Annotated in this window: 15 protein-coding genes; all 15 read left to right on the top strand. The window is 29.5% G+C overall.

What is annotated here, in order from left to right; all coding sequences use genetic code 11:
* The first annotated feature begins 4 nt into the window (after nucleotides 1–4).
* Nucleotides 5–1,174 carry a hypothetical protein gene (locus QLQ95_RS05080; RefSeq protein ID WP_095931465.1) on the top strand — a complete coding sequence of 390 codons (1,170 nt, stop codon included), beginning with the start codon at nucleotides 5–7 and terminating at the stop codon, nucleotides 1,172–1,174.
* Nucleotides 1,171–1,962, top strand: a complete 792-nt coding sequence (locus QLQ95_RS05075) for a glycosyltransferase family 2 protein (RefSeq protein WP_095931464.1) — start codon at nucleotides 1,171–1,173, stop codon at nucleotides 1,960–1,962. Before QLQ95_RS05080 ends, QLQ95_RS05075 begins: the two co-directional genes overlap by 4 nt.
* Nucleotides 1,959–3,323, top strand: coding sequence for a hypothetical protein (locus QLQ95_RS05070; protein ID WP_095931463.1), 1,365 nt, complete (start codon nucleotides 1,959–1,961; stop codon nucleotides 3,321–3,323). Before QLQ95_RS05075 ends, QLQ95_RS05070 begins: the two co-directional genes overlap by 4 nt.
* A gap of 117 nt (nucleotides 3,324–3,440) precedes the next feature.
* Nucleotides 3,441–4,547 (top strand): glycosyltransferase, encoded by a 1,107-nt coding sequence (locus QLQ95_RS05065; protein WP_095931462.1) that lies wholly within the window; start codon nucleotides 3,441–3,443, stop codon nucleotides 4,545–4,547.
* On the top strand, nucleotides 4,540–5,439 hold the full coding sequence (locus tag QLQ95_RS05060; RefSeq protein ID WP_095931461.1) for an NAD-dependent epimerase/dehydratase family protein: 900 nt from the start codon (nucleotides 4,540–4,542) through the stop codon (nucleotides 5,437–5,439). Before QLQ95_RS05065 ends, QLQ95_RS05060 begins: the two co-directional genes overlap by 8 nt.
* 3 nt (nucleotides 5,440–5,442) lie before the next feature.
* Nucleotides 5,443–6,393, top strand: coding sequence for an MraY family glycosyltransferase (locus QLQ95_RS05055; protein ID WP_095931460.1), 951 nt, complete (start codon nucleotides 5,443–5,445; stop codon nucleotides 6,391–6,393).
* A gap of 9 nt (nucleotides 6,394–6,402) precedes the next feature.
* The gene (locus QLQ95_RS05050; protein ID WP_095931459.1) at nucleotides 6,403–6,834 is read left to right on the top strand and encodes a WxcM-like domain-containing protein; all 432 of its coding nucleotides are present in this window, start codon (nucleotides 6,403–6,405) and stop codon (nucleotides 6,832–6,834) included.
* Nucleotides 6,824–7,951: a DegT/DnrJ/EryC1/StrS family aminotransferase gene (locus tag QLQ95_RS05045; RefSeq protein WP_482502905.1), complete on the top strand. Its 1,128-nt coding sequence runs from the start codon at nucleotides 6,824–6,826 to the stop codon at nucleotides 7,949–7,951. Before QLQ95_RS05050 ends, QLQ95_RS05045 begins: the two co-directional genes overlap by 11 nt.
* A 14-nt stretch (nucleotides 7,952–7,965) precedes the next feature.
* Nucleotides 7,966–8,514, top strand: coding sequence for a dTDP-4-dehydrorhamnose 3,5-epimerase (rfbC, locus tag QLQ95_RS05040; protein ID WP_095931457.1), 549 nt, complete (start codon nucleotides 7,966–7,968; stop codon nucleotides 8,512–8,514).
* The gene (gene rfbD / locus QLQ95_RS05035; protein ID WP_095931456.1) at nucleotides 8,514–9,359 is read left to right on the top strand and encodes a dTDP-4-dehydrorhamnose reductase; all 846 of its coding nucleotides are present in this window, start codon (nucleotides 8,514–8,516) and stop codon (nucleotides 9,357–9,359) included. The genes rfbC and rfbD overlap by 1 nt, the downstream gene beginning before the upstream one ends.
* A gap of 74 nt (nucleotides 9,360–9,433) precedes the next feature.
* Nucleotides 9,434–10,318, top strand: coding sequence for a glucose-1-phosphate thymidylyltransferase RfbA (gene rfbA / locus QLQ95_RS05030; RefSeq protein ID WP_095931455.1), 885 nt, complete (start codon nucleotides 9,434–9,436; stop codon nucleotides 10,316–10,318).
* An 84-nt stretch (nucleotides 10,319–10,402) separates the two neighbouring features.
* Nucleotides 10,403–12,370: a polysaccharide biosynthesis protein gene (locus QLQ95_RS05025; protein ID WP_095931454.1), complete on the top strand. Its 1,968-nt coding sequence runs from the start codon at nucleotides 10,403–10,405 to the stop codon at nucleotides 12,368–12,370.
* A 130-nt stretch (nucleotides 12,371–12,500) separates the two neighbouring features.
* Complete coding sequence (locus QLQ95_RS05020; protein WP_482502902.1) at nucleotides 12,501–13,364, top strand: ABC transporter permease; 864 nt, start codon at nucleotides 12,501–12,503, stop codon at nucleotides 13,362–13,364.
* Nucleotides 13,365–14,591 carry an ABC transporter ATP-binding protein gene (locus tag QLQ95_RS05015; protein WP_482502900.1) on the top strand — a complete coding sequence of 409 codons (1,227 nt, stop codon included), beginning with the start codon at nucleotides 13,365–13,367 and terminating at the stop codon, nucleotides 14,589–14,591.
* Nucleotides 14,592–14,604: 13 nt separating this feature from the next.
* On the top strand, nucleotides 14,605–15,543 hold the full coding sequence (locus tag QLQ95_RS05010; protein WP_482502898.1) for a class I SAM-dependent methyltransferase: 939 nt from the start codon (nucleotides 14,605–14,607) through the stop codon (nucleotides 15,541–15,543).
* The last annotated feature ends 12 nt before the right edge of the window (nucleotides 15,544–15,555 follow it).

The raw sequence follows: 15,555 nt of genomic DNA, 5'->3' as shown, positions 1-15,555 counted from the left end.
TTCAATGAAAAATACAATAATAATAAGTGAAGTGTCTCATATAGGAGAGATTCATTTTCAGGTAAATAGTTGTTTTATTGAAATGATTACGAAAAGTAATCCATCAAGTAAGGTTATGTTTGTTGCCGAAAAAAAGCATGTTAGTGCGGTAAGATTTAATTTGGAATTATCGAATATACAAAATTTGGAATATTTACCATTTGAAGGATTTTATAATGAAGAAAAATTTAAGTGGAGATCCAGAATTATTGGAGAATGTAAACAAATCCTGAAAATTTTTAAACTCGCAGCATTACATAAAAATGAGTTATTTATATGGACATGTTTGTTTCCAACAGGACACCTTTTTTTAAATATTCTTCTACTTTTTAAAAAAAACACCAAACACATTATAATTTTGCATGGTGAGCTAGAATTATTGAAAGGAAAAAGAAAATCTGAAATTTTCTTAGGTATTATTCTTAAACTAGCATTTTTCTTAAGCAGTAAAAAAAATAAATACATAGTACTTGGAGATAATATTAAAAAAAGTTTAAAGGGCTTATTAAGTAATTCCACATTAGATAAAACATATTCTATATTACATCCATATAATTTTTGTGTAAATAAAGAAAATCTGATTAATAAAGAAGATTATAATGGATTAAACATCGGCGCGATTGGAACACAAATGTTATCAAAAAATTCTAATTGCATTTATGATTTAGGAGAATATTTTAAAAGTGAAGTTATTAATAATAAAATTAATTTGCTCACAATTGGAAAAGTACTTCCTGAACTAAAAAAATATCAAAATGGCTTTGTTAGAAATTTATATTCAGATTCTTTCGTTTCACAGCAAAAGTTTGAATTAGAAATATCAAAACTAGATTTTGTAATTTTTTTCTATGACAATAATTCTTACAAACTGTGCGCAAGCGGAGCCATTTTTGAAGCAATTAGGTTGGAAGTGCCAATAATATCTATCAAGAATGACTTTTTTGTGTGGTTATTTGAGAGTTTCGGCGAATTTGGGTTTCTATGCGATGATCTGAATGAGATCAAGCATGTTATTAGTGAATTGAATCATCAAAATTATAAGAAAAAAAATGAAGAATTTAAGAATAATATGAGACAATTTAAGATTGATAATAATTTAAGTAAGATCTCTTTAAAGCTTGAAGCAATTTTATGAAAAATATTGTCACAATTTCTGCTGTCGTTCCTATTTATAATTCACAGAAAACGATTGCTAAATGTTTAGAATCTATCTTAAGCCAAACAGAAAATGTTAACGAAATTATTATTGTTGATGATGGCAGTGTGGATAGATCTGTAGCTATTGCTAACGAAGTGTTAAAATCTGTACATGGTATAATGATAGTTTTAGTAGAACAAGAAAATGCCGGGCCTTCAGCAGCTAGAAATAAAGGTGTTTCATTGGCGACTAGTAGTCATATTGCTTTTTTGGATAGTGATGATATATGGTCACCTGATCATATTAGAAATGTTAAAGAATTTTTTCAAGAAAATGATAGTTTCAAAATCGTGGCAACAAAATATTTAGGCGCGCCGATAAGTTATGTAGGTGAAATTTTTTTGAAAAAAATGCTTTATAAAAACTATTTCCTAACTCCTTGTGTTGTTTTAAAAAAAGATGTATTTTTTGAAGTAGGCGGCTTTAATGAAGAAATGAGTTTTGCTGAGGATTATTTTTTGTGGCTCAGTATAATTTCTAATAATAGAGGTTATTTATTAGATTATGTTGGAGCAGCAAATGTTGATGATAAAAAGGTTTTTGGACAGAATGGATTATCATCAAACTTGCGACTAATGCATGAAGGGGTTTTACAATGTTATAAAAATCTCTATTCAAATAAATTAATAAACTATAAAACTTATATAAAAATTATTTTTTTTGAAAAAATTAAATACTTGAGAAGAATTATTATAAGTTGTGTTGTTAAAAATGAGTTATCATGAATATTAGACTTTTTATATTATTTGGTTTATTATGCTCATCGATTTTAATATTTAGTTTTACATCTCAAAAGGATGTTTTTTTTGAGGATAAAATATCTGTACTTGATTTTGGTGCGCGAGGTGATGGAATGACAGATGACTCAGATGCTTTTGAAAATGCAATTATATATTGTATTAAAAATCAAAAAACATTATATATCCCAAAGACTCAACAAACCTATAATTTGAATAAAACTATTCGAGTGGAGTTACTAAAAGGTGAAAAAATTAAAATTATATCAAATAAAGCAACAATTACTCCAAAAATCACTGATACAAGGAGTGCGTATAAATTAACTCCTTTTAAAGAACATGTTTTTATTTCTATAGGAAGGAAAATAAATTCAATCTATAAACCTGAAGAGCCTACTGAAAATATAGGGACACAAATATTCATTTCAGGATTAGTAATAGACGGAATTCAACAGGAAGTTACTAAAAATGTACACTCATTTGATGATGATATATATATTGCGGCACAATTTGTATCTGAAAAAGTAATTGTGGAAAATTGTGTTTTTAGAAATATAAATGGTTATGGTTTGAGAATTCATGATGTTTTAAATAGCAATATTAAAAACTGCAAATTCATAAATGTTGGAGGTAGAGGTTATACCCAATTCGCAAATAAAGTTGATATGGACGGATTTGGAGACGCCATTTATCATGCAAAAGTTAATTCGAATGCGAAAATAGTAATTAAGGATTGTTTTTTCGAAGGGAAAATTACTAATAATAAAAGGAGTAGATCGGCGTTGACATTCGAGTATTCGACTTTTCCATATGACGTTTCTATTAGTAACGTAAATATTTCGGGCTATGCAAAGTGTCTCCATATCGAAGAAACTGCTAAAACAATTTTTAGATTAAAGAATGTAAAATTTGAAGACTTTAATTTTGCTATCGCAAATGTTCTTAATGACTCTTCAATAATTTATTTACAGAATGCAATTGTAAAAGTAGGATTTAACGATGGCAATGATAATGGTGATGCGTTAGCATTTTTAAATTATCATAGCACTGCTAAAATATATGTAAGTGATTCTGAATTAGATTTTAACGGAAGAGAAAAAGCATATCAGAGTGCAGTTGGATTAGTGAAAGTTGAAAGATCAACAATTAATGGCAACAATACTAATTTTTTCTTTGCTGACGGCAATACTATTTTCTCATATTGTAAATTTATAAATTTTGGCGGGCACGAAATGTCTTTTTTTTCTAATGATAAAAGCTTAAAATATAAAATTGAAAATTCAAAGTTTATAGGGAACTCGAGAAAAGATATAAGTGCAAAATATGTTAAATTAGAAATTAATAATTAATTTTATTCTAAAAAGCATTTTTTTAAATAAATATTGGAATTTTAAAATAATCTTTTAATAAGTAAATTGCTAGAACTATAAATACTAGCAGACATTTTATACAACTTAGTTTAATTTATGAAAATTCTCCAAATTGTAAAATATTATGATCCATGTCAAGGAGGTATGGAAAGTGTAGTTAAAAATTTAGTTGAAGGTGTAGTTGATTGTTCCGACGAAATTAATTTTACAGTTTACTCGAATAATCATGTGAAAAGTTTTACTCGAGTAAAAAAAATATTCGGTAAAATCATTGTTCTTAAAGAAATAACACCTCTTTTTCTTAAAAGTCAACCTCTGAATTTGAGATATCCAGCATTAAAGAAACTAATAGCAGAAAATGATATCATTCATCATCATTACCCATTTCCTACTATGGAAGTAAGCTTATTAAGATATCTTAAGAAGTGCCAAAATAAAAAATTAATCATTACTTGGCATGCCAATATAAAAAATTCTCGGTGGAGCTGGATCGAGAAATTTTACAACCCTATGATTAAAAAAATATTGGATAGGGCAGATTGTATTATTGTAACTTCTCCACAACTTTTTGAAGCTTCTAATATTTTAAAAGATTATAAAGATAAAATAAAGGTCATTCCTTTGAGTTTTGACCCAAAGTATAAGATTTCAGCTGGTAAAAAAATGCCTGAAAATAGAAATTTCGAACTACTTTTTGTTGGTAAGTTGAGAAAGTATAAAGGGGTTGAATATTTGATTGAAGCTATTCAAAATTTGCCTGTAGGACTCACCATTGTAGGGAATGGTGAAGAACTAGAAATTTTGAAAGAAAAAGTAAATTCTGTGAGCTTACAGGATAAGGTTCGTTTTATTACTAATGCTTCTGATGAAGAATTGTCACAAATTTATCAAGCTTCGGATTTATTTGTTCTCCCATCAATTAATGAAGCAGAAGCATTTGGAGTTGTACAATTGGAAGCTATGGCAAATGGTCTTCCTGTTATAAATACAAATTTAAATTCAGGAGTGCCTTTCGTATCATTAAATGATTTTTCGGGTATTACAGTAGAACCAAAATGTTCTAAAAGTTTAAAATGTGCGATTGAGAGAATAATAGTTAATAAAGAATTATATGAGCTTTTTTCTTCAAATGCAATTCAAAGAGTAGGATTGTTTACGCGTAAAAAAATGTCTGAATCATATTTAGAGGTGTACAATGCTTAGAGTCATAATTACTGGTAAATCGGGGTTTGTAGCGCAGAATCTCTCTAGTTATTTTTCAACCATTCCATTTTCTACCTCTTTTATTTCATTAAGAAATTCTAAATGGAAAAATAATCTTTCTGGTGATGTAATTATACATTTAGCAGGAAAAGCCCACGATCTTAAAAATGTCAGGAATGCTTCAGAATATTTTGAGGTTAATACTTATTTAACCCACAAATTATTTGACTTTTTTATAGAAAGTGAAATTAAGGATTTTATTTATTTTAGTAGTGTAAAGGCTGTTGCCGATCAAGTTTCGGAAACTTTGTATGAAGATGTTTTGGCAAAACCAAAAACCCCGTATGGACAGTCAAAATTAAAAGCAGAAGAATATATTTTATCGAAACAAATTCCAGAAGGGAAAAGAGTTTTTATAATAAGGCCTTGCATGATTCACGGACCAGGAAATAAAGGGAATTTGAATCTTTTATACAATTTTGTAAAAAAAAGAATTCCATATCCTTTAGCAGCTTTTCATAACGAAAGATCTTTTTTAGGAATAGATAATCTTAATTTTTTAATTAAAGAAATTATCCAAAACAAACAGATTTCTTCAGGAGTTTATAATTTTTCGGATGATGAGGTTTTATCTACAAATGAGCTTATTGAAATTGTTTCAAGGGTTTTGAACAAAAAAACACTTTCAATAGCAATTCCTAAAGCTTTAATTAAGGGGATAGGTAAAATCGGAGATGTAATTAAATTACCTTTAAACTCTGATAAAATTCAAAAATTAACTGAAAATTATAGGGTTTCAAATCAAAAAATAAAAGATGCTGTCGGAATTGATAAAATGCCATACACAGCTAAAGAGGGACTTGAAAGAACAATAAAAAGTTTTATAAATTAGATAATGCAATATACAATTTTAGGAATTATTTTAATGATTATTATGTTGCTCTATTTTAAAGTAGCAGATCATTTTAATATAATTGACAAACCAAATCAAAGAAGTTCGCATACAGAAATTACTTTGCGAGGAGGTGGAATCATTTTTTGGTTTGCAGCATTGTTATATTTTGCTCAAAACATTGAAACTAATTTCTTTTTTTTTACAGGAATTACTTTAGTCAGTTTAGTCAGTTTTTGGGACGATATTCAAAGTTTATCAAATAAAATCCGAATTTCAATTCATTTCCTTTCCATCACGTTAATTTTTTTTGATTTAAACTTATTTACTTTCGTCCCAATTTGGATAGTTTTAGTAAGTTACGTATTAGCAATAGGGCTCATTAATGCCTATAATTTCATGGATGGAATTAATGGTATTACAGGGCTTTATACTTTAGTAGTAATGGGGTCACTGTTGTATGTAAATACAAAAATCCAGCTTTTTACTGATGGTGTTTTTATAATATATGCAATGATTGCGAGCTTAGTTTTTCTGTTTTTTAATTATAGAAAAAAAGCAAAATGTTTTGCAGGCGATGTCGGAAGTATTGCTATAGCTTTTTGGGTAATTTATCTGGTGTTAGGACTAATTCTAAAAACAGAATCACTTATATGGTTATTATTTTTGGCAGTTTATGGAGTTGATGCAGTTTGTACAATTCTACACAGACTTTATCTTAAACAGAATATTTTTGAAGCGCATAGATTGCATTTATATCAGGTTCTTAGTAATGAATATAAAATACAACATAGGTTGGTATCTCTTCTTTATGCTTTAGCCCAGACAGGAATTTCTTTAATAGTTATTTTTCTTTATCAAAAAGTTCAGGATGCAATTATATTCGTAATTGTAATTTTGCCTTTATTATTCCTTTATTCATCAAAATTTTATTTATTAAAAAAAGTAATTTAAGATTGAATCATGGAACCTAAAATAATTCAAGGAGGAAAATTTTCAGATCATCGAGGAAGTATATCTTATGTAAACGATTTTAGTTTTACAGATATTGAAAGATTTTATATTATAAGTAATTCTAAAGAAAATCCAATTCGTGCGTGGCAAGGACATAAATTAGACGCAAAGAATTTTTATTGCCTTTCAGGCTCTTTTAAAATTCATTTTATAAAAATTGACAATTGGGAGAATCCTTCAAAGGACTTGGCTATTGAGACTTTTTTAGTTTCGGAATCTGACAGCAAAATTGTTCACATACCAGCTGGTTATGCAAATGCAGTTGAGTCTCTTGAAGAAAACTCAAAATTGATATCGTTTTCTACATTATCATTAAGTAATGTTAATGAAGATGATGTTCGTTATCCGTCAGATTATTGGCATATTAATAATGGACAATAAGAGAATTTATTTGTCATTATCTCAAGAAAGCGGATTTGAGCAAGAGTATATTCAGAATGCATTAAAGTCAAATTGGATTACTTCTAGTGGCCCAAATGTTGATGAATTTGAATATAGAATCCAAAATTTTTTTAAAAATGAAAATTTTGTTACGGCGACAAATTCGGGAACGTCTGCTATACATTTAGCATTAATTTTATTAGGTGTTAAAAGTGGAGATGAAGTGATCTGTCAAACTATGACTTTTGTAGCTTCTGCAAATCCAATTTTGTACCAAAATGCATACCCGATATTTGTAGATAGTGAAGTAGATACTTGGAATATCTGTCCGAAAAATCTTGAAATTGCAATAAAAGATAGGATAAGAAAAGGAAAAAAACCAAAAGCAATTATAGCAGTACATTTATATGGAATGCCTTATAAAATTGATGAGGTTCATTCAATTGCTGATAGATACGGCATACCAATTATTGAAGATGGTGCCGAAGCTCTTGGGAGTACTTATAAAGAAAAAAAATGTGGTAGTTTTGGGACTTTTGGGATTTTGTCTTTTAATGGTAATAAAATCATTACCACTTCAAGTGGAGGAGCATTAATTTCGAATTCAAAAAGCATAAAAGAAAAAGCTATTTTTTATGCAACCCAATCAAAAGATTCAGCTGTACATTATCAGCATAGTGAAATAGGATATAACTATAGAATGAGTAATATCTGTGCCGGAATTGGTCTTGGACAAATTAAAGTTTTAGAACTGAATATTCGTCTTAGACGAGATAATCATTTATTCTATGAAGAAATTTTTAAAGACATTCAAAACGTACAACTATTCGATAATCCAAGCGGTGACTTTTTTTCTAATTTTTGGCTAAATACAATATTACTTGAAACAAAGATAGAAAGAGAAAGGTTGAGACTTGCTTTTGAAGAAGCTAATATAGAGAGTAGACCATTATGGAAGCCAATGCATTTACAGCCAGTTTTTGAAAAGTATTCCTATTACGGTAATAAAGTTGCTGAAGAATTGTTTGAAAAAGGCTTATGCTTGCCATCAGGATCAAATTTAAGTGCTAAAGATAGAAGTAGAATAAAAGAGGTTATTATAAATTTCTTTAAGTGAATAAAAAAATTAAAATGAAAATCGAAGAAACGTTTATAAAAGATTTGATAATAATTGAACCAACAGTATTTGGAGACGAAAGAGGGTATTTTTTTGAGTCTTATAGTAAAACTAAATTTGAAGATTTAGGGATTAATATTGAATTTGTTCAGGATAATCAGTCATTTTCAAAGAAAGGGACTTTAAGAGGTTTACATTATCAAAATCCTCCTTTTGCCCAGACAAAACTAGTTCGTGTTTTAGAAGGTGAAATTATTGATGTTGCAGTAGATTTAAGAAAAGATTCTCCTACTTATGGAAAAGCATTTAGTATTCTATTGTCAGCAGAGAATAAAAAGCAGTTATTAGTGCCACAAGGATTTGCGCATGGATTTTCAGTTATTAGTGACACTGCTTCAGTAATGTATAAATGTGATCAATTTTATAATAAAGCCTCTGAGGGCGGAATTAAATACGATGATCCGTCTTTGAGCATTGATTGGGGAATGAATCTGGATGAAGCAATAGTTTCAGAAAAAGATCAAATTCTTCCTTTTATTGAAAATTGTAATAGTTTATTTTAATGAAAAAAATTTTAGTAACTGGTGCAACAGGACAATTAGGATCAGAACTTTCAGTTTTAGCGCCTTCTTATCCTCAATATGATTGGGTATTTGCAGATAGAACTCAAATTACATTAGATAACTTGGAAATGCTTCAATCCCAATTAGAGGCAATTTGTCCTGATGTTATATTTAATTGTGGAGCTTATACAGCAGTTGATAAAGCTGAATCAGAAAAAGATTTAGTTTTTACAGTAAATCATTTAGCAGTAGAATTAATCGCAAAATATGCACGAGAAAAGAACGTTAGATTAATTCACGTTTCAACTGATTACGTATTTGATGGAACTTCGTCAATTGCTTTGGATGAAAAAGCTGAAACTAAACCTATAAATGTTTATGGAGAAAGTAAATTGGCTGGAGAAATTGATTGTTTAAAAGAAAACCCAGAATCCATTATTATTAGGACTTCGTGGGTTTATAGCAAGTTTGGAAATAATTTTGTAAAAACAATGCAGCGATTGATGCAGGAAAGAGAGGAAATTAATGTGGTTAATGACCAAATAGGTTCTCCCACTTACGCTGCTGACTTGGCTAAAGCAATGATTGATATCATCGAATCCTCAAAATGGATCCCCGGAATTTACAATTATTCGAATGAAGGCGAAATAAGCTGGCATGAATTTGCTTTAGGCATTAAAGAGCTTGGAGATTATAACTGTAAAGTTGTTGGAATTCCTTCATCAGCTTATCCAACCCCTGCAAAAAGACCAAGTTACTCACTATTAGATAAGAAAAAGATAAAAACAGTTTATAATTTAGAAGTTCCAAATTATAAAGAAAGTTTAAGAAAGATGTTTGCTTAAATTAAAAATGATTTGAAGATTTATACGAGAGAATTTCAAGGAAATCTAAAATCTAAAATATAAAATCAAAATATATGAAAGGAATTATATTAGCTGGAGGTTCTGGCACAAGATTGCATCCATTGACATTAGCTGTAAGTAAACAGCTAATGCCGGTTTACGATAAACCTATGATTTATTATCCGTTATCAACATTAATGATGGCAGGAATTAATGAAATTTTAATTATATCTACCCCTCACGATCTACCGCATTTTAAAAAACTTTTAGGCGATGGGAGTACGGTTGGTTGTAAGTTTAGTTATGCAGAACAACCAAATCCGAATGGATTGGCTCAGGCTTTTGTAATCGGAGAGGAATTTATTGGAAAAGATAAAGTTGCTTTAGTACTGGGAGATAATATTTTCTTCGGTACTAATATGCAGCAATTGTTAAAAGATAATGCGGATCCAGATGGAGGAGTTGTTTTTGCTTACCATGTTTCGGATCCTGAAAGATATGGAGTAGTGGAATTTGATGAAAGTAAAAATGCTATTTCTATTGAGGAAAAACCTTTAGAACCTAAATCTAATTATGCCGTTCCAGGACTTTATTTCTACGATAATTCTGTTGTAGAGATTGCAAAAAGCATAAAACCAAGTGCTAGAGGTGAATATGAAATTACGGATATAAACAAAGTTTATCTTGAAAAAGGCAAATTAAAAGTGGGTATACTAAGTAGAGGAACAGCTTGGCTGGATACAGGAACTTTTAATAGTTTAATGCAAGCTGGGCAATTTGTACAAGTTCTAGAAGAAAGACAAGGATTAAAGGTTGGGTGCATTGAAGAAATTGCATGGAGGCAAGGATTTATTGACGATGCACGACTGGAAGAATTAGCTCAGCCATTACTTAAATCTGGTTATGGAACTTATCTTTTGGAATTTTTAAAGCAAAAGAAAAAAGGTGTTAAAATTTAATTTGCACCATTAAGTAATTATTTAAAACCTTTAATTTGTATTTTTGTATAAAGTTCAAATTTTACTGACTTAAAAAATGCTAAATTGAATACAGAAAAACCAAATAATATAGCCTCTTTGTTATATAGAACCTTTTCTCCAAGAAACCTTAGAGCAAATATCAATAATTTGAGTTATTTGCCTAGGTGGATTATTGTTGCTATTGATGTAATGGTTTTGTTTTTTTCATTTTCCTTTACTTATTTGCTTTTTGATGGAACTGCAATTGGGTACATTATAACTTCTCATGATTTTTATTTTGTAGCGGGATTAATAACAGTCAATATATTTTTCTTTTGGCTCTTTAGAACCTATTCAGGAATTATTAGACACTCCTCATATATTGATGCAATAAAATTGCTTTTCTCTCAAATGTCAGTTTTAGTTTTCTTTCTATTTATAAATCTAATATTTGAATTATATACTGGGCATAAAGCATTTTTAAATACAGCGCTTTTTATCAATTTAGTTTTATCTTTTTGCGGCCTATTTTTATATCGTGTTATTGTAAAGCAAACATTTGAGATGTATTTTTCGGAAAAAGCGACAACTAAGCTTGTACGGACAGTTATTTATGGTACAGATGCAAATGCAATTTCTGTCGCAAATGCTTTAAAATTTGAGACGCCTTCTAGGTTTAAAATTGTTGGATTTGTTGATAAGAATAATCAGAATGCATCTAAGAGAATGCTAGATCTTCCTATTTTAATTTTAAGAAAGAAACTTCCTGCTTTAATGCGTTCTGTTGCAGCAGAAGGGGTAATTATTGCAGATAAAAGTTTGACAAAAGATGAACAACTTATTATTGTTGATCAATGTTTAGAGTTCAATTACAGAGTATATACGGTTCCATTGATTTCAGATTGGGAAAATCAAAAAGAAATTTCTCAGAAAGTAAAAAATATACAGATTGAAGATTTATTAGAAAGAAAACCTATAGTCTTAGATAGTAAATCAATTTCGAAACAATTAAAAGATAAAACAATCTTAATAACAGGTGCGGCTGGTTCAATTGGGAGTGAGATTGTCAGACAGGTTCTGAATTTTAATCCAAAAAATGTAATTGTTTTAGATCACGCAGAGACACCGTTACACAATTTATGCTTAGAAACTCAGGGAATGAATTTCAGCACGAAAATTGTTGCAGTAATTGCTGATGTAAGAAGTAAAAAAGCTTTAGAAAAAGTTTTTAAAAATTATAATCCTCATGTTGTTTTTCATGCGGCAGCTTACAAACATGTGCCTTTGATGGAAGAGAATCCGTCTCAAGCAATTCAAACTAATATTAAAGGAACTAAAAACCTTGCCGATTTAGCTTGTAAATATCAGGTTAAGAAATTTGTAATGGTTTCTACCGATAAAGCTGTTAACCCAAGTAATGTAATGGGGGCTAGTAAACGTATTGCAGAAAAATATGTGCAGTCTCTATTCTTAAAAAACCAAAGGGAAAAGGTTGAAGGGGGTACAAAATTTATTACTACTCGTTTTGGAAATGTTTTAGGCTCAAATGGATCTGTTGTTCCCTTATTTACTAAACAAATAGCAGAAGGAGGACCAGTAACAATTACACATCAGGATATAATTCGTTATTTTATGACAATCCCTGAGGCATGTCAACTTGTATTAGAAGCTGGAGCTATGGGTAATGGTGGTGAAATTTATATTTTTGACATGGGTAAACCAGTTAGAATTATTGATTTGGCACGAAAAATGATTAAGCTGGCTGGTTTTATTCCTGACAAAGAAATTAAAATTAAAATAGTTGGTTTAAGACCTGGAGAAAAACTTTACGAAGAATTATTAAATGATACTTCTAAGACTCTTCCAACACATCACAATAAAATCATGATTGCGCAAGAAATTCAAGACGAGTATGAAAATCTTCATAATGAGGTTGATGAATTGATAGGAATTGCTGATTTTTACGAAAATGATGATATTGTTTCAAAAATGAAAAAGATAGTTCCAGAATTCAAAAGCATGAATTCAACTTTTGAAGTTTTAGATAAATAAGATCAAACAAAAATAAATTCAAATATAGTCAAGAGGTGTTTTTTTAAACGCCTCTTGATATTTTAAACAAATTTTAAAATGTTAAAAATCTTGTTAAATTTTTTAAATTAAGATTTTTAAGCCCCTTTAAATGGATTCTAAAAATACAAACGACTGGCTGTTTGAAATAACACCCAAGAATAAATTTTTCTCGCTTAATTTTAAAGAAATTTGGCAATATCGAGATTTACTAATGCTTTTCGTAAAGCGAGATATAATTACAGTTTATAAACAAACTGTTTTGGGACCACTCTGGTATCTAATTCAACCTTTGTTTACTTCTATAACCTTTACCATCATATTCAATAATGTAGCAGGAATTAAGACGGGATCTATTCCACCATTCTTATTTAATCTTGCCGGAATTATGGTTTGGAATTATTTTACTGCTTGCTTAAATGGAACCTCAGATACTTTTAAATCCAATGCAGGAATATTTGGGAAAGTATATTTCCCTAGAATTATTACTCCTTTATCAATAGTAATTTCGAACTTAATAAAATTTGGAATTCAATTTGGGATATTTATTTTCTTTTACATTTTCTTTTATTTTCAAGGAGCAGATTTAAACCTAAATGCATCAGTATTATTTTTTCCAATCTTAATTTCATTTATGGGAATTTTGGGGTTAGGTTTGGGTATGATGATTTCTTCAATGGTTACTAAATATAGAGATTTAAATAATTTAGTTGGTTTTGGAGTACAATTACTAATGTATATATCTGCTGTAATGTATCCCATGGAATTAATAAAAGAAAAACTTCCAAAATTTGGATGGATTGTAGAATACAACCCATTGGCTTATGTTATAGAAACTTCTCGCTATATGCTTTTAAATATTGGAAGTATTTCAATTTTGGGTTTAGTATATACAATGATAATTACAATTGTAGTTTTCTTCATTGGGTTACTAATTTTTAATAGAACAGAAAAAAGCTTTATAGATACTGTATAAATGAAAGACATCATATTAAAAGCTGAAAATATCTCTAAGCAATATCGTTTAGGTCAAGTTGGAACAGGTACTTTAAGTCATGATTTAAATCGATGGTGGCATAAAATTCGAGGAAAAGAAAATCCATATCTCAAAATAGGAGATATTAATGATCGCTCTACAAAAGGAACTTCAGATTATGTTTGGGCTTTACAGGATATAAATTTTGAAGTGGAAAGAGGTGAGGTTTTAGGAATTATTGGAAAGAATGGGGCAGGAAAATCTACGCTTTTAAAAATTCTTTCAAAAGTTACCGCACCAACAACAGGTAGTATAAAATCTCGAGGACGTATAGCTTCTTTATTAGAAGTTGGTACAGGTTTTAATGGTGAAATGACAGGAAGAGAAAATATATTTCTAAATGGAACCATTTTAGGAATGACTAAAAAGGAAATTGCTTCAAAATTAGATGAAATTATTGCATTCTCAGGATGCGAACGTTACATAGATACCCCTGTAAAAAGATATAGCTCTGGAATGACAGTACGATTAGCATTTGCTGTTGCAGCATTTTTAGAGCCAGAGATTCTGATAATAGATGAAGTGCTTGCTGTAGGTGACGCAGAATTTCAAAAAAAGGCTATTGGTAAAATGAAAGATATTGCTAGCGGTGAAGGAAGAACGGTTTTATTTGTCAGTCATGATTTAGCTGCCATAAAAGCATTATGTTTGAAAACAATTCTATTAAACAATGGTAATGTTCAAATGATTTCTGATACAGAGACTGTTATAAATACCTATTTATCTTCTAGTACTTCTGAAGAATTATTAATTAAAAAAAATGCTGGAAAAGTAATTACAGATATTGAAATGCCCGAGAAAACTCAAATATTTTCAGGTAAACCATTCGACTTTTCTGTATACTTTAATAATAATGAACTGACCCAAGCTTCTTTAGGATACTTAATTAAAAATGAAAGCGGGCAGACGGTCATGGCTGCCAATATGCATCAGTACGGACAGAATTTGACAATTGATACAGGTCAGAATAAAATAGGCGTTCACATTGATCGATTACCCCTTAATCCAGGAAATTATTCTCTATCATTATATTTGAGCAATGGAGCATTTGATTTGGACATTCTCGAAGAGGCGGTATCATTTAATGTTTTTTGGGATGATGAAAATGTGATTGGCCCTAAAAAGGGGTGGGGATGGACATATGCCAAAACAGAATGGATTTATTAAAATAATATTTTAAATGAAGAATTGTATTTTATGCGAATCTGAAAAGATCAGCAACTATGAAAATGTTAGCTTCGAATTGCTAAAGAAAATTTATAAAAATTCTCTAGATATTGACATTTCGAAAGGATTAGAAAATGATGCTGATATAAAATTTTACCATTGTGAAAATTGCAGTCTAGATTTTTTTGAACCAAAATTTGCAGGTGATGGCTTTTTTTATGAAGAATTACAGCGTAAGAGAAAAGTTTATTACAGTCCGGATAGAAAAGAATTTGAATCTGCTTCAGAATTTATACAAGAAAATGAATCGGTTTTAGAAGTTGGATCAGGTTCTGGTTTTTTTGCCCAAAAAATAAAAACCAATAATTATGTTGGTTTAGAATTTAATGATGAAGCAATTAAAAAAGCCAGTGAAAAAGGAATAAAATTAATTAAGCAAAATATTGAAAAGTATGCTGAAAACACTGAGGAGAAATTTGATGTAGTTTGTTCTTTCCACGTTCTAGAACATGTACAAAATCCCAGAGAATTTCTGAAAGCTTCGATTAGCAAATTAAATCCTAAGGGAAAACTTATTATCGCAGTTCCTTGTAACGACTCAGCTTTAACTAGTAATCATAATCATATACTTAATCTTCCGCCTCATCATATTACGAGATGGAAAATCAGCTCGTTGATAAGACTTGTAGATCTTTTTGACTTGAAATTAATAGATTATAAAGTCATCCCAATTTCTGAAGACATTAGCAAAAGACAATACCTTAAGTATGTTATGTTAAAAAAGGTCGTCAATATTCTTTATCCTAAAAACAAAATTGTAATAGATCCTCAAAAACTAAACAGGGTAAAAAAATGGACAGATTTTATAGTTTCTAAATTGAGACTTCATAAAATGTACAATCAAAAAAAGATTGTAGGAGAAAATGTAATGTTCGTTTTTGAAAAAAAATAATAGACCAGTATA

It is taken from the genome of Flavobacterium sp. B330r (assembly GCF_056824325.1).
This window is presented reverse-complemented; position numbering and strand designations above follow the sequence as displayed.

Coding starts and splice junctions, on each gene's coding strand:
- QLQ95_RS05080 (WP_095931465.1), top strand. CDS start 5: ATGAAAAATACAATAATAATAAGTGAAGTGTCTCATATAGGAGAGATT.
- QLQ95_RS05075 (WP_095931464.1), top strand. CDS start 1,171: ATGAAAAATATTGTCACAATTTCTGCTGTCGTTCCTATTTATAATTCA.
- QLQ95_RS05070 (WP_095931463.1), top strand. CDS start 1,959: ATGAATATTAGACTTTTTATATTATTTGGTTTATTATGCTCATCGATT.
- QLQ95_RS05065 (WP_095931462.1), top strand. CDS start 3,441: ATGAAAATTCTCCAAATTGTAAAATATTATGATCCATGTCAAGGAGGT.
- QLQ95_RS05060 (WP_095931461.1), top strand. CDS start 4,540: ATGCTTAGAGTCATAATTACTGGTAAATCGGGGTTTGTAGCGCAGAAT.
- QLQ95_RS05055 (WP_095931460.1), top strand. CDS start 5,443: ATGCAATATACAATTTTAGGAATTATTTTAATGATTATTATGTTGCTC.
- QLQ95_RS05050 (WP_095931459.1), top strand. CDS start 6,403: ATGGAACCTAAAATAATTCAAGGAGGAAAATTTTCAGATCATCGAGGA.
- QLQ95_RS05045 (WP_482502905.1), top strand. CDS start 6,824: ATGGACAATAAGAGAATTTATTTGTCATTATCTCAAGAAAGCGGATTT.
- rfbC (WP_095931457.1), top strand. CDS start 7,966: ATGAAAATCGAAGAAACGTTTATAAAAGATTTGATAATAATTGAACCA.
- rfbD (WP_095931456.1), top strand. CDS start 8,514: ATGAAAAAAATTTTAGTAACTGGTGCAACAGGACAATTAGGATCAGAA.
- rfbA (WP_095931455.1), top strand. CDS start 9,434: ATGAAAGGAATTATATTAGCTGGAGGTTCTGGCACAAGATTGCATCCA.
- QLQ95_RS05020 (WP_482502902.1), top strand. CDS start 12,501: ATGGATTCTAAAAATACAAACGACTGGCTGTTTGAAATAACACCCAAG.
- QLQ95_RS05015 (WP_482502900.1), top strand. CDS start 13,365: ATGAAAGACATCATATTAAAAGCTGAAAATATCTCTAAGCAATATCGT.
- QLQ95_RS05010 (WP_482502898.1), top strand. CDS start 14,605: ATGAAGAATTGTATTTTATGCGAATCTGAAAAGATCAGCAACTATGAA.